Source organism: Streptomyces sp. NPDC002602, from assembly GCF_042889445.1.
Taxonomy (GTDB): domain Bacteria; phylum Actinomycetota; class Actinomycetes; order Streptomycetales; family Streptomycetaceae; genus Streptomyces.
The window spans coordinates 1-24,849 of the sequence record NZ_JBIAQX010000022.1; the positions used below are offsets into that span (position 1 = coordinate 1).

Below are 24,849 nucleotides of genomic sequence, written 5' to 3' on the forward strand. Positions count from 1 at the left end.
TCGGGTCCCAGGATCCTTATCTGGTCGGGCAAGAGTTCGGCGTATTCCATCGCTGCGCCCGCCGCATCCCCCGACTCCCCCCGCCATGATGCGAGATGGTTCCGGGTCTGGAGGGTCTCGGGGTGTACTGCGCCCAACACCCGCACCATGTGCTCCAGCAGTTCGGTGAGCGCCTGCGCGGCCCCGGCCGCGTCCCCCGCCTGCCCCCGCCATGAGGCGATGTGTCTTCGGGTGATGAGGGTTTCGGGGTGGTCTTCGCCCAGGATCCGGATTCGATCGGCCAGGAGGTCGGCGGACGCCTGCGCGGCCCCGGCCGCGTCTCCCGCTTCCCCCCGGCAGGCTGCGAGGTTGGCTCGGGTGGTGAGGGTTTCGGGGTGGTCTTCGCCCCGTACCCGGATCATGGGCTCAAGAAGATCGGCGAATGCCTGCGCGGCCCCGGCCATGTCCCCCGCCTCCCCCCGCCAGGTCGCGAGGTTGATCCGGGTGGTGAGGGTGTCGGGGTGGTCTTCGCCCACGAGCCGGATTTGGTCTGCCAGGAGGTCGGCGTATGCCTGCGCGGCCCCGACCGCGTCTCCCGCATTCCCCTGGCAGGCTGCGAGGTTGGCTCGGGTGATGAGGGTTTCGGGGTGGTCTTCGCCCAGCACCCGGGCCATGGGCTCAAGAAGATCGGCGAATGCCTGCGCGGCCCCGGCCATGTCCCCCGCCTCCCCCCGCCATTGGGCGAGGTTGCTCCGGGCGCCGAATGCGTAGACGTGGTCTTCGCCCAAGCGGTTGCGAGTGGTGTCCGCGAGGCGTTGGAAGTGGTCGACAGCGGCGGTGACCTGACCGGATTCGCCGAGGCTGAGGCCGAGGCGGAACAGCACCGTAGGCGCGTCCCCGTGGTACAGGGCGTCTTCGGCATGGAGGGTGAGGGCCTCGACGTTGGTGCGCAGGGTCTGGGCGAGTTCGGTGTCGCGTTCGATCTCGGGCCAGGCGGCGATCAGGGCGTCGGCGGCGGTGCGGGCGGTCCGGTCGTGTTGGTGGGGCGTGAGGGCGTCGCGAGTGGCGCGCTGAACGAGCTGGTGAACACGGACGGCCTGGTGGGGTCTGTCTGGTTGGTGGTCGATGAGGCTGAGCCGGTCCATGGCACGCAGAGCACCCAAGGCCTCCTCGGGGGTGACCGGTGTGTTCTGGCGCTGCCATCTGCCCGGCCACCACTTCGGTCGCCGCGTTCGTACGGGGCTGATTGTGGTGCGGTGCATGGCGAGGTGGCTGCGGGCTGCCTGTCCGGTCAGCACGTCTTGGGGGATGCCATTGGCATCGAGAAGCGCGGCGAGTTGGAGCATGGGGCGGGCCAGGCCCGCCGGGCGCAGGGTGTCTGCGCGGTCAAGGGACAGGGACCATGCGGCGGCCAGTGCGGTGGCCTGTTCATCGGGCAATACGTCGGGGGCAAGGTCGGCGAGTGCGGTGGCCCGGTCGGCCAAGAGCCCACGGTATGAGGCCGTGCTCTCGCCGGAGTCGACGATGTAGGCAGCGGCCTGTGCCAGTGCCAGGGGCAGGTGCCCGAGGTCCGTGGCGAGGGTCGTGAGCTGGTCGGCTGGCTCTGTACGACCCTGGGCGTTCAGGGATGAGGTGAGGTAGGCGAGGGATTCGTCGGGGGTGAACAGGCCGACTTCGATCCGGCGGCGGCCTTCACCGAAGAGGGCGGCGTCGCGGCGGCGCGTGGTGAGCAGGGTGCGCCCGTGCGGGCTGGCGGGTGGCCACAGGCTGTACCGGGTACCCGGGTTCTCGGGGTGCACGACCAGATCACTCGGGTCGGCTACGTCGTCGAGGACGATCAGCCACCGACACGGGTCCTGCCCTGGCTTGGGGGCCAGCCAGGCCAAGAACTGCTTCGCGGCCTGTTCGGGGTCCTCGGGGTCGGCCCGGCACAATTCGACACCAGCCTGTGCGAATCCGCTCACCACAGCCGACTGCGCGCTGGCGGTAACCCAGATCAGGACGTCCAAGCCGCCGTCGTCCCAGGCTGCGCGCGCGTAATCGGCGGCGATTTGAGTCTTGCCGACCCCGCCCATCCCGGTCAGCACCTGCGAGAGGACGGCGGTGCCCCCGCCCTCGACCGCTGCCCGCAGCCGGTCCGCCTCGACGCGGTGCTGGAACGACCTCGCTTCGGAGGGGACGACACCGACCTGGTGCGGCCAGGACGCCGGCTCCCGCGGCGTGCCGTGCTGCACGGTAAGCGTGTGAACGTAGCCGCTGATCGCGGTTCCGCCGTTGGTGGCGGTCGCATTCCCGGTGCGGGAGAGGTGTACCGAGACGGGAGATTCACGACTGCTTCCCGGAGCCGGGCCGAGATAGCCCGTCACGGCCGTCTCATCGCCTGTGACCTCGGCGGTGCCGGTGTCAGCCACGGCCACTGATGGCTTGCGCTTCTCGACCCGCGACTTGCGTGATGATTCCTTCGTCATGGATGCGGGCCTACTCCGGATTCGAGTAGTTGATACCGGAATTGGAGTTCTTGCCGCGGGCCTCCCCCGTCCGGTCGGCCGTTGCAGAACCACGTCCCCGGCCGCCGGGCCGCCGGATACCGGTATTGCCGCCACGCTCGGCCTTCCCAGTACGGGCGGCCCTGTCTGTCGGCCGGGTAGAGGACGGGCGCTGGAACAGCGCCCAGAGCAGGGCGGCGATGCCGACAGCGGCTTGGACAGTGGCCCCGACCAACTGTCCCGCCCCGGGGCCGTCCAGAAGCCAGACGACCGGTGTCGACAGGATGCCGACCGCCGCCAGCACTATGACCGTGATCTTCCAAACCTGCGACACAGCAGCTTCCCCTCGCCCTGAATCACCCGTCACCACACAGCTGACGGTCCGCCCTCTCGCATTGTCCCGTGCAGTTCTCGCCCGTTCCAGGAAACGCGCATTTTCGGCATCTCGGTTCCCTGACTGGGGATCGCCAATGCCTGGAGGCCCGCCTCTACGAACGACGGCCGATGAGGGCACCGGTCAGTGGCCTTTCGACCCTTAGGTCCCGAATCAAGCCGTGCGTAGGTGTCCCCACACCGCAGGTGGGCCAAGATGATCAGGGCCTGACGGCCGATAGGCAGCCGTCGTCACCCCGGGGCCGCCTTCCTGAGATGCGCGGCCAGCCGGTGCCTGTCGCGGGCCTGGGCGCGGCAGGCGAAATCATCGCCCGGTTTCGGATCAGGCGCGGTCGGGCCGTTCCGGCTGGCAGTTGCCGCAGAGTTTGAAGCGCTCGCCGCCCTCACCGCCCAGGAGGAAACCCAGTCGGCACTCGCCTCCCTGCAGCGGGAAATCGCTGACCTGCGCACCACCATGGAGAAACTGCGGCCCCAGCCGACGCCACCGCTGAAGCCGCGGCCGCAGAGGTGAGCAAGGAGCACAGTGCGCTGCTCAAGATGGCGGCCCGCGTTTCCTCCGCCGGTCTGCTGTGTCACCGCGACATCTGGGAGTTCATCACCGCTCATGCCGGACGCGACATCCGCACTTCCGCGTTCCGCCGCAGGTAGCCGGAGAGGGAGACGAGCGGATTCGCGCCGCCCTGTCCGGCCGTTCGCTGATCGCTCTACTGATCAGCCTGCACTCCATCAAGCGCACCGCCAACGACGGGGACGGCGACCAGGAACTCGCCGCCACCCTGTACGAGCGGATCGCAACAAGCCTGACCAGCCTCACCCCCAGCGGCCAATCGGTCACCATCACCCTCGGCGGCCAGTCGTACCGACTCGAAGTTCTCCCCGCCGCCAACCCTGCCCTCGAACACCACGACGAGCCGAAGAACACCGACACCCCATCCGAATCGCCGGACAAGAACCCCGACGAAAAGGCCGGCCCCGCCGCCGCGTGAGAACCCGGTGCGGCACCCGGCACCACAGTCCGGATGCCGCACCGCGCACCATCCCCTCACCGAAGCCGGCGGCCAGGCCCTTCCGGCTCCGGCGCATCCGGGCCGCGCAGCGGGCGCAGGGCGCAAGGCCGCGGTTAAGTGCCTGGTGGCAGATTCCTGCCCTCGCCGTCTCCTTCGCCGAACCGGTACGGAGCCGATGACGAGCTCGCTCTGGTTCATCAGCTCCTGACCGACAGGTGGCTCGCCGAGATCGAGTCCGTGCCGTGGACGCGGCGGCCGGGGGACACCGCCGCGGCCCCGCAGGATCCTCCTGCAGCCCCGCACCGTAGATCACGCTGAAGGTCATGCTGGAGCACTGCGGGCGCAGCACCGGCCGGTGGGAGGCGCTCGCCTCCCGCCCCGACACTGGGGCAACGTCTACCCAGCCTCGATCCTGCGCCGGGCAGGTTGCGAAGGGTGCTCCCCGCCGACGCGGGGGTGGTCCGTGGTCCGCTGTCGATCACGACGGCCTGGTGGTGGTTGGGGTGCCGTTAACGAGCGGCGAGTCAGGTGACAAGTAACCCGAAAGTAGCTTTCGGATCGAAGGTCGGGCAGTGGGCGGCGGGAAACCCCGTTCCTGGAAGGGTTGGTGATCGGCGTCGATAGCCTGCGGGGATGAGGGAGCAGATGGGGGGCGAGCGTCCGGCCAAGGTCGAGCAGGTCGCCGCAGCACTGGCCGCGTTGGGGATGTACGACGGGGAGAACACCCCGAAGGAGCACTCCGAGGAGGCCGCCCGGCTCGGCGGTCCGGACTCCCTGAGCAGTGATGGAGCCCCCGTGTCTCTCATCACCGAGTACAGCACCACCGCCCGGCCGGACCGCAGGATCGTGGAGGTCTACGACTCCGACGCCTACCTCGGCGACGACGAGGCGTTGCAGCGGTCAAGGACCCGGGTGGTCGCCGGAAACGGCTATCACCTCTACCTCCACAGCCTTCAACCCGACATCGAAGTACAGGTCACCATCAGGGTCTGGGACACCCCCCGGAAGCCCCCGGAAGACACCGAGGGCACGGTCCCGGTCTCCCTGGAATCAGAGACGGGCCAACTCGTCGTCAACCAGGTCACCTTCGGGCCGGCGGGCATGATGGACCTGCCCCGACCCGGCGTCTACGACGGGCACGCGGCATGGAGCGGACGAGATGCCACGGCCGCCTACTACGACACATGCCTCCAGCGCGCTGTTGATGAGCGATGGGGCCCGGAACAAATCGGAGCAGCGTGGAAACAGTGCTCCACGGCTGAGCAGTACACCCTCGACCTCTGGTTCGTAAGGGAATCCGAACCCGAGGACAAGGACGAGGACGAGGACGACGAATAGCGTTGGGGACTGCTCCCCAAACATCGGATGGGGCCCGTGACTTCCGTCCAACCGCGCGGGAACACGGGCCATTCCATCCCGCCTGAACACGGCCCGTCCTGAAGCCTCTGCCAGGGCCGCCCGCCCTGCCGGGCTGCTTCGCGGATATCCCTGTCCGCTGCACGCCGGCGCCTCAACCGTCCAGCCCGGATGCTGATCACGGGGGCCGGTGGAAGGGGCTGCGCAGTGGGGTGGGATCTGGGTCTGGACGGGGTAGTGGACCACTTCACCCTGTCCGGCGACGAGGCGGGCCCCGACCAGCCGGGACCGAGCGCCGGCCGCGGATCCACTCGTCGTTGCCAGTCGCAGACCACCGACCGCGTTGCTACTGCAGCCAGCCAGCAGCAGCTGGCGCCGTTCGTCCGTACGGGCTTCCCTCCTCTACTTTGTGCCCGCTGCACGGGCACTTGGCAATGGTCGACCGAACACCCAGTCCCACGCCAACCAGGCACGTAGACTCCGGCCATGGCCAAAGCTCTGACTGCCCAAACAGTGGTAAACAAACTGCAAAGCCCCTGAGAAAGGGCTGGTCGCGAAGGGTGCTCCCCGCCGATGCGGGGTGGTCCGGCCCAGCTTGCGGTCGACACCGGCCACGCCTCGTTCTCCCCGCCGACGCGGGGGTGGTCCGCGGCTCGCCGCGACAGCCGAACGCGAGCAGATGTCCTACCTCGGCTTCCTCGCTGAACTCCTCCTCGCCGAGTGCGACGACCGGGCCCGCCGCCGCTCCGAACGCCGCAGCAACGCCGACGGTTTCCCCCGCGACAAGTCCCTCCGAAAGTTCGACTTCGACGCCAGCCCGAACCTCGACGCTGCCATGATCCACACCCTCGCCAAGTGCGAATGGATCAAGAAGAGCCTGCCGCTCTGCCTCATCGGCGACTCCGGCACAGGCAAGTCCCACCTACTGATCGCCCTCGGCACCGAAGCCGCGATGGCCGGCTACCGGGTCAAGTACGTGCCGGTGACGAAACTGGTCAACGAGCTCGTCGAGGCCGCCGACGAGAAGCAGCTGACCAAGACCATCGCCCGCTACGGCCGCGTCGATCTTTTGTGCATCGACGAGCTCGGGTACATGGAACTCGACCGCCGTGGCGCCGAACTCCTCTTCCAGGTTCTGACCGAGCGGGAGGAAAAGAACAGCGTGGCCATCGCCTCGAACGAGTCCTTCTCCGGCTGGACCAAGACGTTCACCGACTCCAGGCTCTGCGCGGCCATCGTCGACCGCCTTATCTTCGGCGGCAACATCATCGAGACCGGCACCGACTCCTACCGCCTCGCCACCACGCGCGCCCGCGCCGAACAACAGCCGGCCACGAGCTGATCAGGACGCAAGGGGCTCCGTGACAAGCATCAGTGCTCGCGGATCCTCGACCACCACCAGCCGCCGACCATCCGTGCGCTCACGGGTCCAGGGTCCGGCAGAGTGCGACGCTCGAACTCGTCGTCGACGCGAGCAATCAGCCGGCCGAGATCCCGCCGGGCACCGCGAGGGAGGTGAAGCATGGCTTCCTCCAGATCGTCGCGGGCATACTCCACCTCCAGCCCGGGCTGCCAGACCGGGGACGCGTTCAGATAACGGCCGGGTTGTTTGAACGCCCACTCGAAACGGGCGAGTGCGTCAGCAACTGCTTCAGGCCACATCCGCTCATGCTCGACACGGCGGACAGCTGCACGCGTCTTCGCGGAAACGCCGCGGATCTGCCGAACTGCAACATGTCTGCGAGGCCTCCAGCGCTCAGCGCGGACGGACTTCGGGCGCCTACGCGGCATCGCCCTTTCTGATCAACATGGCGCCATGCTGCCACGAGTGGGGCTGGCTCCGCACGCACGATCGAACCCGCCGCCACCTCGCGTGCTCCTACTTCTCACCAACATTCACGCGCTCTCCTGGCGACGCGTGATGGCGAAACCCACCAACAAGTGCTCTCGCTTGAGACCTACGTAGCCAGTGATTTCGACTGCTCGGGTGAGGACATCGAGCGGGACTGGGTGGAGCGGACGGGCGGCACGGGTGGTCGGAGGGGTGTTCGCGGCGTCGGTCATGAGGCGGTGGGCTCCTTCTCGTACGGCGGGCAGGGCAGTCGACCCCGCTTCGGTATAGCCGACGGGGACCACAGGGGTGCGTGCTTCCCGGCAAGGCTCCCCGGGGCCTGCGATGAACAAGCCAATCGAAGCGGTGACGCGACACCGGCAACCGGCGACCGCAACGCACCCGCTCGGCTGCCGCGGCACCCGGGCAGCCGGCCCCGACGGAAGCCGCGATCCCCGCCCACCGGCAACAGGCCGCACCGGCCAGGGGCGCGGGGCGTACATGGTGATGGCGCTGCCCTCCACGCCCGGACGCGCGGGCGCGGTGTCCGGGCGTGGACGGACCGCGTACGGACGCGGACGGGCAGGTAGCGGATCGCGTGGAGGGTGCTCGCTGGTCCGGGCTGTGTCGGGGTGGGTGACCGTGATGCCCGGGTGTCGTTGACGGGTCATGATCACCGGCAAGTTCCGTCACGCGACCGTAGCCATCGTGGCCCTGCTCTGCTGCGCCGCCGCGAGCCCCCATGCGTCCCATGCGAGTTCTCACGCCGAAGGGGTTCCGGACCTTCGTGTCACGGTGGTGGGAGCCCGCAACCTCAAGCACGAGGACGGGCTTCTCGGGAAGAACGATCCGTACGCGGTCGTCTCGGTGGGAGCCCAGAGTCACCGGACGAAAACGGTGAGGGCCGCTGGCAGCACTGTCACCTGGAACGAGACCTTCACGTTCACCGCCCCGAGCGCTGAAGACGATCTGGAGCTGCAGCTGATGGACGACGACCTTCTCAAGGCCGACCCCATCGGCCATGCACGTATTCCTGTGCAGGACATCGCCATTGGAGAGACGAGGGAGTCCTGGCACCAGGTCGGAGAAGGTTCGAAGGCCAGGGGTGAGGTGCACTTGCAGATCACCGGTGAGCCGTAGCCCTTGTCGTTCTTGACTTGAGGGCGCCGGCCCGGCGGAGGCATGCTCGCGGCCGACGCCCGCACCTACCGCACCTGACGCCGGTTACCGCGCCCGCGGCCAGTCGCGGGGCGAAGAGGCCGAGCAAGGCGCAGCAGGCGTTCCAGCGGGGCCTGGAGGCCCTTGCGCAGTGGGTGGAGCGGGAAGGCGCGGACCGGCCGGTCCCCCGCGCGCACGGAGAGGAGGTCGCGGTCGAGGGCGAGGCGGAGCCGGTGGTGGTGAAGCTGGGCGTGTGGGTCTCCAACACCAAGAGCCGGCCGGCGGGTGGCGCACGCGGGTCGGGGGCCTCCCGCACCGGCGCGGCAACGGCGGCCGGGGCGGGAGCGGACGCGGTGCCCGGAACCGAAACGTGCCGGGCCGGCTTGCCCCCCCCGTCCCGGGGATCACCGTCGCGCGCACCCCCGGAGGTCCGGATGGGGGAAGTGCCTATTGGGTGGCGCCTTCCTGTGTGCTGCAGTAGCGGTTGAATCCTGCTTCCTGTCCGGCGAGATAACCCTTTTCGTAGTTGGGGTCGATTGCGGCTGCTCCTTGCTTGGGAGATGTCTTCTTGCAGTCATCGCGTGCGTCGACTATTCCCGCGGCGAAGCCTTTTCGGAACTGAGATTGGGCATCTTCCTGTTCTGTCTTGGGGTCTTTTTGAGGATCGTTCGGGAGCTCGTTCGGCGTGGTCGCGGCCAGGACGCAAGTGGCGCTCCCATTCGTTCCAGTAGCAGTGAGCTGTGCCGTCTTGACATCCTCGGCGGTGCCCGGGAGCACGTACCTGAAGGTTCCATCGGCTTTGGTCGTAGTGGGACTTCCGCTGTTCGCGGCTGCGCCGATCGCTACTTTGCTGTTTGGCGGGAAGCCCGTGCCGGTGAATTCTATGACGGGGGTGCCGGGGCCGGCGTGTGCTTTCATCGTGCACGTGGCTGCGGGTAGCGCGTTCGCGGTCTGGGCGGAAAACAGGACCGCAGGTCCTGCTACGAGCGATGCCAGGACCAGTGCTGCGAGGGCTTTATGGTCTCGGTTCATGAGCGTTCCTTTGCGGACTTACCGACCGACAGTGTTGGTGATGTCCGGGAGGACCTGTCGATGAGAGAGTCGAACCCTCCAGTCTCATCGTCTCTCGCCCTCGTTCAAGCCACGACCGGACAGCAGCCGCCGTGCCTCGCGGCGTCTCCACGGCCTGCACCGGAGCCGCTCTGACGGTGACAACCCGAGCCTCCGCCCCGGTGCGGCGCCTGACCGACTGCCGTCGGGACGCCGGGCTGGTGCTGCCGACCACGCTCAGTGGACGGCAGGCCGGCGTAAACCGTCACGCAGCGCTGCCCGGGGCGCGCACACGCCTGTTGGTCAGCTTGGTCAGCGCGCACGTACGCCGCGACCTGGTCGGCACCAGGCTGTCCTGGGACCTGGCCGTCGGCGAGAACGAGCGCCAAGTCTTGCTTGGCACTCCAGCCGTAGATCGTGAATTTCATGCCCGAGTGGCTTGTCGACGGTATTGGCCGGCCCGGGATCGTGCCTGGTGGCGGCGCCGCCAGTCGGACCAACCGATCCAGTGGGCGGCATCGTGGTCGGGTCGGACAACGAGTGTCATGAACCGGCGCTGGATCTCGTTGCAGGTGAGCGGAATGAGGGCATCGGGTGCGGGGCGGGTGCGCTCGTCTGCGCCTACGACTCAGGGTGTCCGCCCGGAACCTCCCCACCCCGGTGGTGACTTCGTGCCTGCAGGCCACCGCGAGGAGGTGTCCGGTGCCGCGTTCCTCCAGTGCGGTTCGCAGCTTGAGGTTGCCGCCGTAGACCTCGTCGCCGGCAACCCATGCGGCCTGGTGGCCGGCGTCCAGGAACCGGGCACCCATACGAGTGGCCAGTTCCGGCTTGGTGGCGAAAACGGTGTCCTGGTCGAGTCCGGCATCCCGGCAGCGGTCAGGGTCGGAGGTCCATGAACGCGGGTGAGGCTGATCCCGGGGAGTGGACCCCGGGTTTCATACGACGAGTGACGGCGTACGTGTCGTGATCAGCTGTTGTTCGAACTCGGCTGGTGTGAGGTAGCCGAGCGCGGAGTGGCGACGGCGTCGGTTGTGGTACGACGGCCGGCGGAACAGTTCGAGCCTGGTCTGTGCCTTCGGGTTCCAGCGGCGTCCGTCGAGCAGTTCGCGCTTGAGGCCCTGGAAGAACAACTCGGCGAGGGCGTTGTCGTGGCTGGGCCGACCCGGCCCATGCTGCGGCGGATACCTGCCGCGGGCAGAGGTCGGCGAGGGCGGCCGCGCTGTGTTGGGCACCTTGGTCGGAGTGAAGGACCACGCCTTGGACCCGGCCATCGCGGGCGGCCACGGCCCTCTCGATCGCGCCGGTGACCAGGGAGGTGCGCATGTGGTCCGCGATCGACCAGCCCACGACCTTCCTCGAGCGGATGTCGATGACCGTGGCGAGGTGGAGCCACGTCGAGCCGACAGCCATGTGAGTGGTGTCGCCGCACCACCTGGTGTTCAACGTGTCCGCGGTGAAGTCGCGCATCATCAGGTCCGGCACGGGCGCCGCGGCCCTGTCCGCGATCGTGGTCCACTTCTTCCGACGCGGGTGGCGGCCGACGGTGTGGTTGTTCCGCATCAGCCGGGTGACGCGCTTGCGGTTGGTCCCGTGCCCTCTCGCCCGAAGCTCGGCATGGGCGCGCGGAGCGCCGTGGGCACCGCGATGCTCGGTGTGGATGGCGCGGATCTCGTTCACGGTCCGCTTCTCCCGAAAGAGCGCGACTGCGTCCTTCCTGAACCCCTCCGAATACGCAGACCCGCGTCCCACCCGGACATCCCTCCCTGGACCATGAAGATCCACGTTCGGGGTGCCCACTCCAAAGGATCAGCCTCACTCGCGTTGTTACCCCGTCTGGGCCCAGAGACGCCGGTGCTGTGGGACCGGGGCTTCGACGGCAACGCCCCTTCCTCGCCGCGATGCACGCCACCGGTACACATGTCCTCGGCCGTATCAATCTCGGTCTTTGACGACGTCAGGGACGCGTCATCGAAGCCTGGGTGCGTCAACTGCACGGACGGCAGCTGACTCGGGCCCCGAGGTGGTGGCCACGTGTGTCAGGCGGGGCCTGGGTTCCGCCACGTCCCGGCGGAACGCCCATTTCATCTCGGGCTCGGTGACGCACTTCATCACCCGGCGCACCGGCGGTGTGCACAGCAGTGTCATGATCACGAGCATGGCCGCGGTCACGGCGACCCTGCCGGTGGGGGTGCTCAGCGACGGGTAGCGGTCGAAGAGTCCGGCGTACTGGGCTCCGCGGATCAGGAAGCCGTGCAACACGTACCCGCAGATGGTCCCGGCGCCGAGCACCGTGAACCAGTACCGGCGGCCGGGTACCAGCGCGAGGAACGCGGCGACCAGCACCAGCGTGCAGCAGAACAGGGCACCCGCGCGGATCAACCCCGGCCACCACGCCAGCCCGATCTCCTGCACGCTCCGCGACCGGTAGAGCCAGTTCAGCGGGATGTTGGGCGTCACCCAGTAGGTGAAGGGCAGCGCGCCGGCGAACACGAGCACGGCGAGTGCTCTCGGTCCGCGCCGCCGCAGGAACAGGAAGTGCCCGGGTTTCATGCACAGGCCCAGCACGAAGAACGGCAGGAACTGCAGGACCCGTGCGAATTCGAGCGTCGGGCCGATGCCCGGAGTGAGCGTCGCCAGGGCCCCTACGACCAGGGAGACCGCCAGCGGCCACCGCAGGGTGCGCCACAGCGGAGTGGTCAGCCGCCAGATGAAGAGCGCGAGCAGGAACCACATCAGGTAGAAGGGCTGGAGAAGACTGATCGGCTTCTCCGGGTCGTTGGTCCCGTACCTCGCGAACAGCGTGTAGGCGACCTCGAAGACGACATACGGCAGTGCTACTCCGGTCAGGAGCTTGCGCATCTGGTCGGGGCGCCCGGTGTAACTGCGCGAGAGGTAGCCGGATATCAGGATGAACACCGGCATGTGGAAGGTGTACACGAACATGTAGAGGGCCCGGGTGGCCCGGCTGCCCTCGATCACCAGCGGCCACAGGTGCCCCATGGCCACCAGCAGGATGGCCAGATACTTGACGTTGTCGAAGTACGGGTCTCGACGGGTGGGCCGGGAGGCCGGCTCCGTGGGGGGATTCAGACCCGTTGTCTTGGTGGCCGAAGCGGTGCCGACCTGTCTCGGGTTTAGGGCCTCCGCCTCCTCCGCTACGGGCAGAGGAGTCCTTACGTATTCAAGTGCAGCGGAAACCATTCGAGGAAGCATTCGAGGACCATAGCTCGGCAATTCCCTCTTGGGAAAAGGTTGCGCATTCGAAAGTAACGATTCCGTATACCCGGGAACCCAGATGGGCATTTTTGGCATTGATCAGGGCATAAAGGACGTAAAGGCGCTTGCGGGGCATCCTCGCTTTGAGGCACAGCCTCCAGATGCCCATTCGTGACCAAGGTGTCCCAGCCCTGAGCCGACGCCGCAGGCGGCGGTGGCGGGTGTGAGGACGAGGATGCCTTCGGATGCCGGGGCCCGCTGACCGAAAACCGCATCATGCCCGCAGCCCTCGAACTCGGCGAGAGGAACGAGGCCGGCGCGGCTGGCCGCCGAACACAAATTTCGATGCCGTCGGTGATGCCGTCTGACCGCCGGCGATGAGATGGTCGACGACCTCGGCCAGAGTCTTCAGCCCTGCTCAGGGGTTGATCGCGCAGCCCGCCCGGCCGGCAGGGGCCCGGATCTTGCCGAAGGCTCGGGTGTTCGTGGAGCGGTCCACGCAGACCAGCAGGCCGGCAGGCCGGCAGACGCGTCTGGCTCCGTGGCGGAGGTGTGCGACGTGACCAGGAGCCGGTCGACGAAGACCAGTGACCTGGTCATGAGGTCTGGGGACTCGACAGAAGCTGGAGAAACGAATGATCGTCAACGGAATGAAGGCGCGTTTCCGTCTCGTTATGGATTCGGAGGGCGGGAGCAGAATCACCCGCCTTCTTTCCCGTAGGGAATACCTATATCCCTTGATCGCAGAATTCACTGTCCGGCCGAATCAAGGGGATCCAAGCGGATTCGACATGGGAGACATGCGCTGGTCAGGAGATTTGGGGGAAGCCGTCTCCACCGGTAAGAACCCCGACCAGGGAATGATGATCCACCTGTCCATCGCGCACGTTCTCGACTGCCTCCGCCCGGTATTGGAAGGTCGCACAAAGAATGCTTCCTTCGCCGGAGTGGACACATCGTTTCGTCTTGTCTTCCACAGCGGAAAGAAGGGAATCATGATCTCCTCCCCCTCTGGACCTGTAGGGAGATTCGATCCCTCCGAGCTGGCAGGGGCCCTCCTGCTGGCTGCGGAAGACTTTTTGACCGAAAATGTCAGCGCACTACCGCCCTCCGACGCCGGGATGCAGGATTACCTTCTCTCGTTGAACAAGTTCCGGAAGATCGCCCTATCCCTGTGACATGAGGCGGCGCAGGAACGGCAGGACGTTTGCCCCTCGAGCCGGCCGCCGCGAGGGGCAGTCGTTCACCTTGATCGGGGGTGTGACCGTGATACGCGCCAAAGGGGCGGTTTCGCTGGAGCCGCGGCGGAAGGTGGCCTTCTACCGGCCCACAGCCCCTGAACGAGGTCAGCCTCCAAGTCCATCTGCGTGAGATCGGCGTCCCCCCGCAGCGCGGCAGGGCCTCCGCGATCCGTCAGCTCGTCCTCCAAGCCCCGGCCCCCGTCACGCGAAAGCACTCGGCCACCACGACAAGACCGCCACCCGCCTGGTCACCGAAGCCGGCGGAACCTGGAGCCGATACGTCCCAGGCGACCACCAGAGGTGAAGCGGGGCTACTTACGCTGGGCCGCTGAACCCCGTTTGTCCTCAACGTGGACGATGTGAAGCTCGGTGCCGTCCCGGTGGCGCTTGGAACGTCCGAACAGCCCGACAGTGACCTGCGACTGATCCTGAGGCTCATCAAGGCCGACATACGTCAGGACGTCGTTGTGATGCCCCGTGACGACCCGTCCCTCGACGTCCTTGAGGTCGATCACCCCGAAGTCTCCTGCCGAAGATCCGGCATGCGCCGGGCCGAATTTCTTCAGGAGGTCGGTTGCCTGTTCAGCAAGCTCCCCGTCCGGAGCGGTCAGCACGACACAAGTGCCATGCTCGAACAGCACCCACGACTAGCGAGGATCGACGAGAAGCCGCTGCCAGACGTCCATCAGTATCTCGGCGTTCACACCGATCATCATGACCGATCATCATGCATGCCGCAGAGCACCGACACAGGTGACGATCGGCCGACGTCTCCGGCGAATACGCGAGTGCTCCCCGAACCCGCGGGGATGAACACCCGCGTGGAGCGGTGCCATGTCTCTGATCGTCACTTGGGCGACGTCTTTCGGTGGCGGCTTGTCGGGTGTGGGGCGTCGGTGCCGTTCAGGCAGCGGTCGAGGAGTGCATGCATGCGGGGGACGGGGAGGGACGGGTTGGCCGCGGCGCCTTCTGCGGTGCGGGGGTCGACGAGGAGGGCCTCCAGGGCCTCCGGTGTCAGGCGTGGGTTGGCGGCGGCGGCCCGGCGCACCGATTCGTCGGGGTCGCTCACCGGGGGCAGGGGCAGGGTGGGATCGGCTGCGGCCAGGGCCCGTACCTCGGGATCCGGGTGGCCGATGAGGTGGGTGCGGCCGGTGCGCGGGAAGTCGGGCAGGGTCAGCAGGTGCGGACGGTGGGCGGGGCGGGTGACGAAGACGTCCAGGAGGAGGTGCGGCGGAGCCAGCGGGTGGTGGCAGGCCAGCCGGATCCGTACCTCCTCGTCGTCGTCCTGTGCGAGCGTCTCGACGAGTTCTGCGGGCAGGCCGGACCAGCTCGCCGCAACCCGGCGGAGCACCGGTTCCTCGGACGCCGCGCAGGCGGCGAACCAGTCGGGCGACGGTTCGGTGATCGGCTCGGTGATCGGACAGGTGCAGTCGGGGCCGTGCCCGATGACTCCGTGGATCGCCCAGTACTCGGCCCAGGTGCGGGGGAAGGGGTGGAGGCGTGCGCGCATCCGCACGTCCTCGTCCGGGTCCTCCCTCAGCTCCGCCACCAGGTCCGGTCCCAGGTCGGGCCGGGCGGCGACCAACTCGCGGACCTTCGCCTCGGGGTGGCGAGCGAGCCGGGCGACGGCATCGGCCGGGGTGTGGCGGTTCCAGGCCAGAGGGTGCACCGTGTCGTCCGCGAAGCACTGCTCGACGAGCGCGGGGGACAGGGCACACGTGCCGAGCACGTGCGCCTTGCTGAGCGAGCCGATGGACGGCAGCTTGGCCTCCACCGCTTGCGGGTCCAGCACCCAGTCGCTCTCCCGCGCCGCCTTCCGCACCGCGGGGTCGGGGTCCTCGAGCAGCCCCGCCCGCTGCGCCGGGGTGAGCAACTGCCACAGCCAGGCGGCCCGTATCCGGAGTTCGGCGTGCTCGCGGCCGGCCATCGAACGGTGGAAGGACAGCGGGATCTGCGGGGACGAGTCGAGTTCCCCGATGATCTCGTTCGCGGTGAGCATGCCGTCCTCGCCCCCGTCCTGGGCGGTCAGGAGAGTGACGAGGATGTCGTCCGGCAGCGGTCGGACCCACCGGGGACGGGGGCGGGGGCCGCCGGCGAGCCACCCGCGGACGATCCCCGACGGGTCTGTTGCCAAGGGGGCGAGTTTCGCGGGGTCGAGGTGCCGGTTGACGGCGAGCGCGCGGCGAATCCCCCTGTCCGGGTGGCGGAGGGCTGCGTCGATGACGTCGTCGGGCAGGTCACGACCCTCGCACATCAGCAGGCCAACCTCACCGGCAACCTGATCCACCAGGCGCATCAGTACGTCGGAGGGCGCCGCCGGATTGAAGGCGATGCCGCGCAGCCACGGTTCATGCAGGGAGTCGGACACCGCGTCATCCTGCCACCTCGCCGCACGCCCGGACCGGGTCACATGGTGACCACCAGGCGAGTACGTGCTCAACACTTTGCGCGGATCCGGATTCATTTGAGCCGTGGGTCAGTTGGAACCTGATCACGGTTGTTGGACCTTGAGCCTGAGGCTGTGTCCCACAAATGTTCACGCGTCCGCAGCCGGGACCTGGTGGAACCGGGCGCCAGTGGCATCTGGGACGAGGTTGTGGGGCGGTGGTGTCGGGACCGGCGGTGGGACTGTGGCCCTTCGAACCACGCGAGTTCGTGGACATCCTGGCCGGGGTCATCCCGTGGTTGGAGACCTTCTGTGAGCCAGTGGAAACCAAGGCCGGCGGCGACGTGGATTTCTGGGTGCGAGACAGTTCGGCCCTGGGCCCGCGCGCCTTCGATCCTGCCGATGTCGGCGTGTTCTTCCCGTCCGAGGACGAGGAATTGCCGGCCGAGGACGAGGACTACTCGGCCTTCTCGCGCCCACCGGTGTTGCTGGAGAAGGCTCCTTGGCGGCTCCGACGAGTCCGGCCATGGGGTGGCGTAGTGCGGCCCGGCGGGCGGCGTCGGCGGCGAGTACGGGGACCAGGGCGTGGAGTTCTGTGCTGTGGCCGATGCCGTCCATCGACGCCGGGAACGTCGTGGTATCGCCGGCGGGGCGCCAAGGAGAGGGGGCGGAACGCGCTCCTTGCGCGTTCCGCCCCCTCTGTTCAGGTGATGGCCCGTACTGCCAGAAACAGCCAGGCCAGTGCGACGCAGGCCAGGGCCATGACCTCGCCGGGTTGCCTGAATGCCGCACGGACCGAGTCGCGTGCGCGGAGCCATGAGAACTTCAGCTGATCGGTGAGACTCATGGGCGAGCCGATGAGTTCGGCGCCCATATAGAGCCCGAGCGGGCTCAAGATGGTTGCGGCCAGCATCAACGGGGTGACCTGAGGCGAGATCACACCCACGATCAGGAACACGGCGGCTGCGACAACCCACATCCTGTATCGGGTCTGCTGGGGCAGGGCGAACCGGTCGCGTTCCTCTGTCACGACTGCAGTCACCTCCCGCAGATCAGATGCGGTTCCCGGATGCGGCCATCGGCGGCGTTCCGAAGAATTGCATGATCGTGTTGATGACGGCCTGCATCTCGCTGGGGTCACGGGCGAGCTTCGTCGTCTTGAGGTACGCCCTGAGAGCGCCGACACCATTCTTCGAGGCGGCGATGGCGGCGCGGATGAGCGTGGGACCGTAGCGGGCCGCGAGGGCTGCCACGGCCAGCGGCCATGCCTGCTCCGCGGCGGGCGCGTGGGGGTCGTTGCCCGGTCCGGCTTCGATGGCCCCCAGGAACTGGGCGTCCGTGGAGGAGAGTTCGGCGACGAAGGCCGTGTCGGCCGGCAACACACGAGCGTTGGAAGCGCTCAGCGCCTCGACCGGCTGAGTTGCGCTCGCCGACTGACGGGCCTCAGATGCCTGGGCCAGGCCGGAGCCGGCTCCGATGGCTATCGCGGCCATAGCCGAAACAGCCACCATGCGCAGAGTCTTGCGATTCATACGAGATCGTCCTTTGCGTGGTCGCAAAGGGGGAAGTCCGAAAGGGCAACCTGAACAGGCGTGGAAACCAAGCCCCCCGGACTCCTATCCCCCGATTACTTTTCCGTCGAACCACTCTCGGTCAAAGAGTGGTTCGACACGCATTACCTTTCCTTGGGTAAGGCGTGGGCAGCACTTTACCCGCAGTTTGATCACCCGCCGGCTGCGAACTAGCCACGAATCACGCAAAGTTGACGCGCAGCATGCTCCTGACCTGTGAAAACACGTCACAGCGCGGAGATCCAATTGACCGAATTCTTTCGGTAGCCGTCGGCCGTCTCTGGCGCAGACCGTCGCGAGGCCGGCCGGGTCGCTCTCGAGGGGGAACGGCGCCTCCGGGCAAGGCCACTTCCCCACGGCATTCAGCCGGGGAAGGGCGATGTTGCTGCCTCCGGCGATGTCAGGCACCAGACACCTGAGAGCCCACCAGGCTGCTGAGGCTCGTGCGCGAGCTGGATGCCCGCAGAGATCGCATGGACCCCAGCCCCCAGCGGGTCCACGGGGTCTGATGGGCAATCATGGGAGGGGATCATGGGGGCACGGTGCGTCGTCATGAGTTGTCGGATCTGGAGTGGGAAGCGTTGTCCGCGCGCGTACACGGTCAGTTGCCCGCCGAGCCCGCTCGGCATCCCGCTCAGCCGCCATGATCTCCTCGTTCCGCTCCTGCGTACCGGCAGTCAGCAGCGCACCGGCCGCAGCGGCGATGGCGGTCTCTTCGCCGCTGCGGGTGTGGCTGGCGGTCGCGTTCGCCGTCACCGACAACGTGCGCACCGCCTCTCCCTCACGTGCCTCGGCAGCCTCGCGAAGGCTGACGAACAACTGCTCGCGGACCGCGGCCTGTTCCTTCAGCCAGACCTGGGCGCCGGCAACAGCAGCACGCGACCGGGCCTGTCCCGGCTCGTCCAGTTCCGTCACGGCAGCGATCTCGCCGGATGAGTGGCTGTTGTTGTTCCGAACTTGAGGAGTGGTGGTCGAACGGGAGTCACCTGAACTCCGCACCCGCCGGTCCTCCCACCGCCATCGTGACCCTCGCGTACATCACATCGAGCGGCAGCATGACCGCGCGCACCGGGTGGACGTCACGTCGCCGAGGTGCCCGGCCGCACGGCGAGGCCAGAGCGCCCACAGGCACGACGCCTGGCGTACCGCCACCACCCGCGTCCTCGCAGCAGTGCGCAGCTTGTCACCCGAGCGGTGGGAGGCGAGGACGTCCGCAATGGCCAACCGGCGGCGACTGTGAAAATCGCTGTCCGATCACCGGAGCACGGTGATAGACATTCGGCGTGGAAAAGAATCTTGAGTTCCCTGACCTGTTGCGTCTGATCGATGAACGGTCGACCGCCTTCCGCGCCGTGGTCGCCGCCGCGCCCGGTCTCGACGCGCAGGTGCCGTCCTGCCCCGGGTGGACGCTGTTCGATCTGGTGAAGCACCTGGGTGGGGGAGATCGTTTCTGGGCCGCCATCGTCGGCGCGGGGTCTGCCGACGCTCCCCCGGCCGAGGCCGTCGCCGCGCGCGCCGCGTTGGAAGTGCCGGAAGAGCGTGAGGCCCTGCTGGCCTGGCTGGACGCGTCGACGCAGCTTCTGCTGGGCGCCCTGCGCGCGGCGGGACCGGAGAGCGGTTGCTGGACGTGGTGGCCCGCGTCGCAGTCACCGCAGACCGCCGGCGGAACCGCCCGGCACCGGGTCCAGGAGACCGCCGTGCACACTTACGACGCCCAGCTCGCCGGAGGCTCCCCGCAGCCGCTGCCGGTCGAGCTGGCGCTCGACGGTGTGGAGGAGTTCCTGTTCACCGTCTGCGCAACGCCGAGTGCCTGGCCGCACAAGCCCACGGCCTTCGACTTCCACGCCGCCGAGGGCCACTCCTGGCGCCTCACCGTCGACGGCGACGGCGCACGCGTCACCCGCATACCCGCGCCCACCGCCGAGACCGGCGAAGACTCGGACGCAGCCGGCGCCTCCGTCCACGGCACGGCCAGTGAGCTGGTCCTCTACCTGTACGACCGGATCCAGGCCGACTCCTTGCACGTTGACGGAGACGCAGGGCTGCTCGACCTGCTCCGCGCCTGGGAGCCGGAGGAGAAGTAGGACGTAGCGGGGGCGGTTGGCCGCGCCTCGAGCCGGTGGGACACGACTCTTCGCCAGGTTCGTCAGTCGCGGCACCGGGCTCAAACCCGCGAGGCGGCCTCGGGTCGTCACCAAGCCGACCGTCCACCTGGATGGCAGTGCGAACTTCGGGAACGCCAGAGACCACGGGGCGCGCGAGCGTCGGTATCCCACCGACATGTTCGGACGCCGAGTGGGCGGCGCTCCGGCCACTGTTGCCGGTGCCGGGCCGGCTGCGGGCCGGGCCGGGCCGGGCCGGGCAACCGGAGGCTCATTGCCAGCGCGCGATGCTGGACGCGATCCGCTACTTGGTCGACAACGGCACGAAGTGGCGGGCCAGGCCTGCCGACCACCCACCATGGGACCGGGTCTACGCGTTCTTCCGGCGCCGGCTCAACCACGATCTAGTGCTGTGGCCGGAAAGGTTTGCCGGGTCGCGGTGTCCGGTGTGGTGCATCGCAAGGCGGAGGACTGCCGCTCGTACGGGACGTACTCGGGCGGTCCGACAACGCGGCGAGGTGTCGTGCCGAGCGCCGTGACACGGGGAACGTTTCCGGCCACAGCACTAGGTGGATGGTGTCTTGGGGGTGCCCTTGATCGGGGTCTGGCCCAGACCGATGACCCAGTCACCTTGTTTCTCGCCCATCAGAATGTAGATGCTGAACTGCTTGCCGCTGCCATCGGTGCCGGTCACATGCACGCTGGCGTACGTCGGCTCGAACTCTTTGAGCACGTCGATCTTTGTGGTCTTGAGGTCGCGTCCACCGCCCAGTCCACTTGGGCGACGTCGGACGGGAACATGTCCCAGATGTTGGCGATCCGCTGCGTCCTGCCCGAGTGCCGTTGGGCGAACCAGTACCAGTTCTCCGCACCGGCCCAGGTGTAGCTGGTTGACCAGGTAAAGCTTGCGTAGAACCACTTGCTGTTGTCTGCCCGGGAGGAAGGACTGCCTGCTGTGGTGTTCCAGCCGCCGGCCCTCATCGCCTGCGAGATGAAGTTGGTGCAGTCGTTGCCGTAGGAGCGGTAGCCGCCGTTGTAGTCCTTCCAGTACAGATTCTCGTAATCAACCATCTTGTCGTAGCTGTACGAGGCGGAGACCGTCGGCTTCGCAGTCTGCGACGACATGCCCGTAGCGGGCAGATCCGTGCTGCTGGGCGGCTCCTTGGGGCCCTCGTCCTGCGAGTCGGGTGCCGGCTCGCCAGCCGGGCCGGGATCGTTGACGGGACCGGGCTCGTTGACGGGACCGGGATCGCCGATCGGATTGGTGATCTGCGTGGTCGGCGGCAGCGACGAAGGGCCCGTGTGCGCCCGGTCGCCGGCGAGCTTCCACCCTTCCGCGGAGCGCGTGAACGTCAACGTGTGCGGTAGGGAGTACTCCTCGTAGGCGGGCACCCCCTCCTGGGGGTTCTGGTAGTACAGCCGGGCGTCCTCGGTGGCAACAATCGTCGCGGTGTCCCCGCTGACGCTGCTCTCGTCTGGCGTCACGGTCACCTCCGCGCGGGCATACCCTCCGCTGACCTTCTCCAGGAGAATCTCCTCATGGGTCGAGCGGGACCGAGAGCGTGGCCGCCCGCAGCATCTCGGCGGTTACGGAGGTCGGGCGATCTCCCACCTTGTGCTGGGATCTCGCACAGGCGGCCGATCTTGCAGTGTCCCTCGACGAGGAGGCCGTCGCGACGTGCCTGTCGGTGATCGCTCCCGTGGCGGAGCCGTTCGCGGCCAGAGGGATGTACGCGCCCGTCCGGGCCGCCGTAATGCCTCACCTCAGCAGCGGCTTCTCGCTCTCCTCGGACGCGGTACGGGCTGAGCCTCTCGCGGAGGGGCCGGACGAGGGCTGGCCGGCCCCGTGGCTTGAGCCAACGAGACCACCGGGTCAGCCTCCGAGACGGCCTCTGCTCCCTGCGGGGCGGACCACGCAGACGCCCTCACGCCACTGTCCGCAGTCGGCCGACCGCCTCCTGCTCTGGTGGTTCCATGTTCAGGCGCCACACACCGAAGCGGCGGATCTTGCTCGTGATGTACGGGGCTTCAACCGGTTCTGGCTCGACTTCTGTGGAGCTGGGCCACACGTGCCCGCGCCCGTGCCGGACCAATGAACTGACCTGCTGGTTCCCATCGTTCCGGGGCTCGGTGAACCGATCGTCGAGCCGCCACCAGAGAAGTTGAGCCAGAGCCGTTCAACCGACAGTGTTTGTTCGTGGGTTCAGGCGAGTTTCAGTGATCATCGGCACTCTGGATGTTCACGGGCAATGGCGGCAGCGGGAGCGGCAGCGTCTTGGTCGTCGCGCCTCGTCGACCGGCTTCGGAGATCGCGCGTGATCGTTCGGCGGAAAAGGAGCCGTGCTGTCCGCGACAGAGGTGACACCATGCGGTGTCATGGCAGATGACAGCACCAGTGCGTTTCAGGCGGGGCAGACGGGGCTCATCGTCCGGATCCCGGAGGCGGAGCCGTCCGTCCGCAGGTGGCGTGAACGGCTCGACCCCTCAGCTCAGGCCGGGGTTCCCGCCCACGTCACCGTGCTCTTCCCGTTCCTCGACGAGAGTCGAATAGATGCGCTCGTCCACTCCGCTCTCGCGAACGTGCTGGGCAGCCACCAGGCCTTTGAGCTGCGGTTCGAGAGATGCGGACGACTCCCGGAAGTGCTGCATCTCGTTCCCGAGCCTGACACTCGGTTGCGGCAGCTCACGGAGGCGATCGCTGACCGTTGGCCTGAGGCTCCGCCGTATGGCGGCCGGTTTGCCGAGATCGTGCCGCACCTGACCATCGCTCAAGGTCAGGAAGACGCCGTCCTGGAGGAGATCGAGGCCGACCTCGCCGGCAGGCTCCCGTTCACGTCTCACATCGCGTCGGTTGAACTCATGGTGCACGACGGGGTGAAGTGGCACGAGAGGGCGTCGTTCGCACTCGGAGAATGAGCCAGCTCATGAGGCTTGGCTGTGCTGGTCCACTGCCCCTTGGGACAGCGGACCAGTAGGAGGCTCCGGGCAGCCGGCTGCAGCGTGCTCGACGCGTGCTCGGGTGCCGGCGAGTCGGTAGGAGCCGGTTCCGGTCTCGATGTGGCGGGTGGCCGTCACGTGTGGAGGCCGGATCGTTCGGCGATGGCGCGGAGGGAGGCCTTCTCGCGCAGCCGGTCGGCCGGGTGGACGGGTTCTTCCTCACGGAGGCACCCGGACAAGCCGGAAGCCGCGACCTCCGCATGAATCGCAGATCGCGGCTTCCGTCCATCAGACGGCGAATGCCTTCCGCTGCACCAGCTCTTGCTCTCTTGCCGGTCCGGTAGTCGACGCCGACGAGCCGGCAGGCTTCCGCGCTGCGGTAGCCCTGCCGCATGAGCTGGAAGCATGCCTCCCGCTCACGCGTCGGACGACACCCCTGCCTGCCTTGTCCTGCCGTATCTCGAAGGCCGTCACATCCCCTGAGCCGGCGTGTTCCGAGGACCACTGGAACTCAGGTGAAGGAGCGGGGCCCTCGCCGTGTTGCCGCGCCGGTGTCAGCCGCGCAGGACACGACCCTGCTTGTCGGTACGGTCGTTGCTGGTGAGGAACAGGATGCCGTCGATCAGCGCCCAGACGCCGAGGCCGCCACAGGTGAACAACTGGGCGATGCCCACGCCGACGGAGCCGACGTAGAAGCGTCCGATGCCGAGGGTGCCCAGGAAGAGCTGGAGAATACCGGCGACGATCTTGGACTTGTCGGAGTACGGACGACCCAGGGGGTCGACCCCGTAGGGAGCCTGCGGGGTGGGGACGGTCATGAAAAGTGCTCCTGGGATGACTGCGGGAGGCCGGGGCGGCCTGTTCCGAAAGGCGGAGTCCAGGGGGGATGCGACGACGCCGCGATCACGCGCGTCGAACCGATGTCCGCCGATGCCGACCAACGCCCTCACACGGCTCGGCCATGCCAGGACGTCCCCCCCTGCGACTGGTGAGCCTAACGTGAAGAGAGCGTAAAGAGGGAGTGCAGGTGACTCAGTGTTCCCGATCTGTGATCAAATTCAGCCAACTGCGTTCCGGAGCACAGTCCATGCCACCGCGACTCCGAGGACGACCGCCAGGGCTCTCGAACTCAGGCGCGGTCGCCAGGTGCGGCCGTGCAGGCCCGCCCACATCCAGCGGACCAGCAAGGCGAGCGCGTACGGCGAGGCGAGCAGCAGGACACGGTTGTCGAGGCAGGCCTGGGCGAACTGACCGTGCATCAGGTCGTACACCATGCGGGTGCCTCCGCAGGCGGGGCAGAGCAGGCCGGTGACGAGCCGGAACGGGCACTGCGGGAGCCAGTGGCCGGGCTGGTGCGGGTCGGTGCCGTAGAGATACGCGGAACCGGCCGCGCCGGCGGCGAGCACCACGAGGGGAGCCGCCGCCGGGTGCCGCAGTGCGGCCGAACACCTCACGGAGAGGCGCTCGGCGTCAGCCACGCAGGATCCGCCCGTTGGCATCGGTCTTGTCGTCGCTGACCAGCAGGACGATGCCGTCGATCAGCGCCCAGATGCCGAGGCCGCCACAGGTGAACAACTGGGCCAGGCCGATGCCGATGTCGCCCATGTAGAACCGGCCGACGCCGAAGGTGCCCAGGGTGAGCTGGAGCACGCTCGCGACGATCTTCGACTTATCGGAGTAGGGGCGGCCCATGAGGTCGTACCCGTAGGGGGCTTGGGGGTCGCCGGTGAAAGTGCCGGGAGGGAGGTAACCCGGGGCGGGGTACCCGGGGTGGGCGTAGCCCGGGTACGGCGGCTGGCCGGGCTGGGGATGGCCGTAGGGGTTGGGACCGGGCTGCCCGGGGTGGTCGGGGTGGCCCGCGTCGTGCGGACCGCCGGGGCCGGCGCCCGGGTACCCGTAGCCGGACGGGGGCGGCTGCGGCGGCTGCTGCTGTGGCTCCTGGGGCTGCTGGGGCTGCTGTGGCATTTCGGACAAGGTGATTTCCCCCGAGGTCAGATGATCGGATCATGCGCAGGTGAGGCGAGTGCAGAACATCTTGCAGCAGAGGACCCGCCGCGCGCGGACCGGGGTGCTCTTGACCGGATTCCCGGCCCCCTACGACTGATCCGACGACACGCCAGATTGCCGGTCGTACGA

General features: G+C 67.9%; 23 protein-coding genes and 5 pseudogenes. 10 read left to right on the plus strand and 18 right to left on the minus strand.

Annotated elements, in window-relative coordinates; all coding sequences use genetic code 11:
* From ACFYW3_RS34855 to ACFYW3_RS34865, 3 genes and pseudogenes are all read right to left on the minus strand, one after another.
* The coding region (locus ACFYW3_RS34855) for a tetratricopeptide repeat protein (RefSeq protein ID WP_389388456.1) at nucleotides 1–2,054 on the minus strand (2,054 nt) is incomplete at its 3' end.
* Between the two features lie 403 nt (nucleotides 2,055–2,457).
* Complete coding sequence (locus ACFYW3_RS34860; RefSeq protein ID WP_389388457.1) at nucleotides 2,458–2,799, minus strand: hypothetical protein; 342 nt, start codon at nucleotides 2,797–2,799, stop codon at nucleotides 2,458–2,460.
* A gap of 206 nt (nucleotides 2,800–3,005) precedes the next feature.
* Nucleotides 3,006–3,089, minus strand: a pseudogene (locus tag ACFYW3_RS34865) (IS5/IS1182 family transposase); the annotation flags it as partial.
* Nucleotides 3,090–3,427: 338 nt separating this feature from the next.
* Between ACFYW3_RS34865 and ACFYW3_RS34870 the strand changes: the two are divergent.
* From ACFYW3_RS34870 to istB, 3 genes are all read left to right on the plus strand, one after another.
* Entirely contained in the window at nucleotides 3,428–3,844 is a 417-nt protein-coding gene (locus ACFYW3_RS34870; RefSeq protein WP_351755940.1) for a hypothetical protein, read from the plus strand.
* Nucleotides 3,845–4,498: 654 nt separating this feature from the next.
* Nucleotides 4,499–5,203 (plus strand): hypothetical protein, encoded by a 705-nt coding sequence (locus ACFYW3_RS34875; protein WP_389388458.1) that lies wholly within the window; start codon nucleotides 4,499–4,501, stop codon nucleotides 5,201–5,203.
* A gap of 613 nt (nucleotides 5,204–5,816) precedes the next feature.
* Complete coding sequence (istB, locus tag ACFYW3_RS34880) at nucleotides 5,817–6,563, plus strand: IS21-like element helper ATPase IstB (protein WP_389388459.1); 747 nt, start codon at nucleotides 5,817–5,819, stop codon at nucleotides 6,561–6,563.
* A 29-nt stretch (nucleotides 6,564–6,592) separates the two neighbouring features.
* On the opposite strand, the gene ACFYW3_RS34885 is transcribed toward istB, so the two are convergent.
* The gene (locus ACFYW3_RS34885) at nucleotides 6,593–6,883 is read right to left on the minus strand and encodes a hypothetical protein (protein ID WP_351755931.1); all 291 of its coding nucleotides are present in this window, start codon (nucleotides 6,881–6,883) and stop codon (nucleotides 6,593–6,595) included.
* An 838-nt stretch (nucleotides 6,884–7,721) separates the two neighbouring features.
* Here ACFYW3_RS34885 and ACFYW3_RS34890 point away from each other — a divergent pair.
* Together ACFYW3_RS34890 and ACFYW3_RS34895 are read left to right on the plus strand one after the other, a co-directional pair.
* A complete protein-coding gene (locus ACFYW3_RS34890; protein ID WP_351755928.1) occupies nucleotides 7,722–8,192 on the plus strand; it encodes a C2 domain-containing protein in 471 nt (156 codons plus the stop codon).
* 80 nt (nucleotides 8,193–8,272) lie between these two features.
* Nucleotides 8,273–8,698, plus strand: a pseudogene (locus ACFYW3_RS34895) (helicase associated domain-containing protein); the annotation flags it as partial.
* Here the strand turns inward: ACFYW3_RS34895 and ACFYW3_RS34900 are convergent.
* The 4 genes and pseudogenes from ACFYW3_RS34900 to ACFYW3_RS34915 form a co-directional block, all read right to left on the minus strand.
* On the minus strand, nucleotides 8,658–9,242 hold the full coding sequence (locus tag ACFYW3_RS34900) for a hypothetical protein (RefSeq protein ID WP_351756002.1): 585 nt from the start codon (nucleotides 9,240–9,242) through the stop codon (nucleotides 8,658–8,660). The pseudogene ACFYW3_RS34895 and the gene ACFYW3_RS34900 overlap by 41 nt on opposite strands.
* A 442-nt stretch (nucleotides 9,243–9,684) precedes the next feature.
* Nucleotides 9,685–10,162: pseudogene (locus ACFYW3_RS34905) on the minus strand (transposase); the annotation flags it as partial.
* A 33-nt stretch (nucleotides 10,163–10,195) separates the two neighbouring features.
* Nucleotides 10,196–10,949 (minus strand): annotated as a pseudogene (locus ACFYW3_RS34910) (IS3 family transposase); the annotation flags it as partial.
* Nucleotides 10,950–11,225: 276 nt separating this feature from the next.
* Nucleotides 11,226–12,461 carry an acyltransferase family protein gene (locus ACFYW3_RS34915; protein ID WP_389388460.1) on the minus strand — a complete coding sequence of 412 codons (1,236 nt, stop codon included), beginning with the start codon at nucleotides 12,459–12,461 and terminating at the stop codon, nucleotides 11,226–11,228.
* A gap of 650 nt (nucleotides 12,462–13,111) precedes the next feature.
* On the opposite strand from ACFYW3_RS34915, the gene ACFYW3_RS34920 reads away from it, so the two are divergent.
* Nucleotides 13,112–13,654 (plus strand): hypothetical protein, encoded by a 543-nt coding sequence (locus ACFYW3_RS34920; protein ID WP_351755921.1) that lies wholly within the window; start codon nucleotides 13,112–13,114, stop codon nucleotides 13,652–13,654.
* A gap of 374 nt (nucleotides 13,655–14,028) precedes the next feature.
* On the opposite strand, the gene ACFYW3_RS34925 is transcribed toward ACFYW3_RS34920, so the two are convergent.
* On the minus strand, nucleotides 14,029–14,358 hold the full coding sequence (locus ACFYW3_RS34925) for a hypothetical protein (RefSeq protein WP_389388461.1): 330 nt from the start codon (nucleotides 14,356–14,358) through the stop codon (nucleotides 14,029–14,031).
* Between the two features lie 206 nt (nucleotides 14,359–14,564).
* On the minus strand, nucleotides 14,565–16,085 hold the full coding sequence (locus ACFYW3_RS34930) for a hypothetical protein (RefSeq protein WP_389388462.1): 1,521 nt from the start codon (nucleotides 16,083–16,085) through the stop codon (nucleotides 14,565–14,567).
* Nucleotides 16,086–16,249: 164 nt separating this feature from the next.
* Between ACFYW3_RS34930 and ACFYW3_RS34935 the strand changes: the two are divergent.
* Nucleotides 16,250–16,576 (plus strand): annotated as a pseudogene (locus tag ACFYW3_RS34935) (DUF6368 family protein); the annotation flags it as partial.
* A 230-nt stretch (nucleotides 16,577–16,806) separates the two neighbouring features.
* Here the strand turns inward: ACFYW3_RS34935 and ACFYW3_RS34940 are convergent.
* The 3 genes from ACFYW3_RS34940 to ACFYW3_RS34950 form a co-directional block, all read right to left on the minus strand.
* Entirely contained in the window at nucleotides 16,807–17,133 is a 327-nt protein-coding gene (locus tag ACFYW3_RS34940; RefSeq protein ID WP_351755906.1) for a hypothetical protein, read from the minus strand.
* 22 nt (nucleotides 17,134–17,155) lie between these two features.
* On the minus strand, nucleotides 17,156–17,635 hold the full coding sequence (locus ACFYW3_RS34945; protein ID WP_389388463.1) for a hypothetical protein: 480 nt from the start codon (nucleotides 17,633–17,635) through the stop codon (nucleotides 17,156–17,158).
* A gap of 555 nt (nucleotides 17,636–18,190) precedes the next feature.
* On the minus strand, nucleotides 18,191–18,589 hold the full coding sequence (locus ACFYW3_RS34950; protein ID WP_389388464.1) for a hypothetical protein: 399 nt from the start codon (nucleotides 18,587–18,589) through the stop codon (nucleotides 18,191–18,193).
* 368 nt (nucleotides 18,590–18,957) lie between these two features.
* Between ACFYW3_RS34950 and ACFYW3_RS34955 the strand changes: the two genes are divergently transcribed.
* Together ACFYW3_RS34955 and ACFYW3_RS34960 are read left to right on the plus strand one after the other, a co-directional pair.
* On the plus strand, nucleotides 18,958–19,758 hold the full coding sequence (locus ACFYW3_RS34955) for a maleylpyruvate isomerase family mycothiol-dependent enzyme (RefSeq protein WP_351755896.1): 801 nt from the start codon (nucleotides 18,958–18,960) through the stop codon (nucleotides 19,756–19,758).
* 131 nt (nucleotides 19,759–19,889) lie between these two features.
* On the plus strand, nucleotides 19,890–20,315 hold the full coding sequence (locus tag ACFYW3_RS34960) for a transposase (RefSeq protein WP_389388465.1): 426 nt from the start codon (nucleotides 19,890–19,892) through the stop codon (nucleotides 20,313–20,315).
* 26 nt (nucleotides 20,316–20,341) lie between these two features.
* Here ACFYW3_RS34960 and ACFYW3_RS34965 read toward each other — a convergent pair whose 3' ends face one another.
* A complete protein-coding gene (locus ACFYW3_RS34965; RefSeq protein WP_389388466.1) occupies nucleotides 20,342–20,509 on the minus strand; it encodes a hypothetical protein in 168 nt (55 codons plus the stop codon).
* The gene (locus tag ACFYW3_RS34970; protein ID WP_389388467.1) at nucleotides 20,467–21,267 is read right to left on the minus strand and encodes an amidase domain-containing protein; all 801 of its coding nucleotides are present in this window, start codon (nucleotides 21,265–21,267) and stop codon (nucleotides 20,467–20,469) included. Before ACFYW3_RS34970 ends, ACFYW3_RS34965 begins: the two co-directional genes overlap by 43 nt.
* An 885-nt stretch (nucleotides 21,268–22,152) precedes the next feature.
* Between ACFYW3_RS34970 and ACFYW3_RS34975 the strand changes: the two genes are divergently transcribed.
* Entirely contained in the window at nucleotides 22,153–22,692 is a 540-nt protein-coding gene (locus tag ACFYW3_RS34975; RefSeq protein WP_389388468.1) for a 2'-5' RNA ligase family protein, read from the plus strand.
* 575 nt (nucleotides 22,693–23,267) lie between these two features.
* Here the strand turns inward: ACFYW3_RS34975 and ACFYW3_RS34980 are convergent.
* The 3 genes from ACFYW3_RS34980 to ACFYW3_RS34990 all read right to left on the minus strand — a co-directional run bounded on the left by ACFYW3_RS34980 (nucleotide 23,268) and on the right by ACFYW3_RS34990 (nucleotide 24,678).
* Nucleotides 23,268–23,531, minus strand: a complete 264-nt coding sequence (locus ACFYW3_RS34980; protein WP_351755883.1) for a TM2 domain-containing protein — start codon at nucleotides 23,529–23,531, stop codon at nucleotides 23,268–23,270.
* 240 nt (nucleotides 23,532–23,771) lie between these two features.
* Nucleotides 23,772–24,212, minus strand: a complete 441-nt coding sequence (locus tag ACFYW3_RS34985; protein ID WP_389388469.1) for a DUF2752 domain-containing protein — start codon at nucleotides 24,210–24,212, stop codon at nucleotides 23,772–23,774.
* Nucleotides 24,184–24,678 (minus strand): TM2 domain-containing protein, encoded by a 495-nt coding sequence (locus ACFYW3_RS34990; RefSeq protein WP_389388470.1) that lies wholly within the window; start codon nucleotides 24,676–24,678, stop codon nucleotides 24,184–24,186. Before ACFYW3_RS34990 ends, ACFYW3_RS34985 begins: the two co-directional genes overlap by 29 nt.
* Nucleotides 24,679–24,849: the final 171 nt, after the last annotated feature.

What these genes read in the sequence shown, in the direction of transcription:
- ACFYW3_RS34990 (WP_389388470.1), bottom strand. Translation starts at nt 24,678, where the DNA reads ATGCCACAGCAGCCCCAGCAGCCCCAGGAGCCACAGCAGCAGCCGCCG.
- ACFYW3_RS34885 (WP_351755931.1), bottom strand. Translation starts at nt 6,883, where the DNA reads ATGTGGCCTGAAGCAGTTGCTGACGCACTCGCCCGTTTCGAGTGGGCG.
- ACFYW3_RS34980 (WP_351755883.1), bottom strand. Translation starts at nt 23,531, where the DNA reads ATGACCGTCCCCACCCCGCAGGCTCCCTACGGGGTCGACCCCCTGGGT.
- ACFYW3_RS34915 (WP_389388460.1), bottom strand. Translation starts at nt 12,461, where the DNA reads ATGGTTTCCGCTGCACTTGAATACGTAAGGACTCCTCTGCCCGTAGCG.
- ACFYW3_RS34920 (WP_351755921.1), top strand. Translation starts at nt 13,112, where the DNA reads ATGATCGTCAACGGAATGAAGGCGCGTTTCCGTCTCGTTATGGATTCG.
- ACFYW3_RS34975 (WP_389388468.1), top strand. Translation starts at nt 22,153, where the DNA reads ATGGCAGATGACAGCACCAGTGCGTTTCAGGCGGGGCAGACGGGGCTC.
- ACFYW3_RS34945 (WP_389388463.1), bottom strand. Translation starts at nt 17,635, where the DNA reads ATGAATCGCAAGACTCTGCGCATGGTGGCTGTTTCGGCTATGGCCGCG.
- ACFYW3_RS34960 (WP_389388465.1), top strand. Translation starts at nt 19,890, where the DNA reads ATGGCAGTGCGAACTTCGGGAACGCCAGAGACCACGGGGCGCGCGAGC.
- ACFYW3_RS34875 (WP_389388458.1), top strand. Translation starts at nt 4,499, where the DNA reads ATGAGGGAGCAGATGGGGGGCGAGCGTCCGGCCAAGGTCGAGCAGGTC.
- ACFYW3_RS34985 (WP_389388469.1), bottom strand. Translation starts at nt 24,212, where the DNA reads ATGCCAACGGGCGGATCCTGCGTGGCTGACGCCGAGCGCCTCTCCGTG.
- ACFYW3_RS34890 (WP_351755928.1), top strand. Translation starts at nt 7,722, where the DNA reads ATGATCACCGGCAAGTTCCGTCACGCGACCGTAGCCATCGTGGCCCTG.
- ACFYW3_RS34900 (WP_351756002.1), bottom strand. Translation starts at nt 9,242, where the DNA reads ATGAACCGAGACCATAAAGCCCTCGCAGCACTGGTCCTGGCATCGCTC.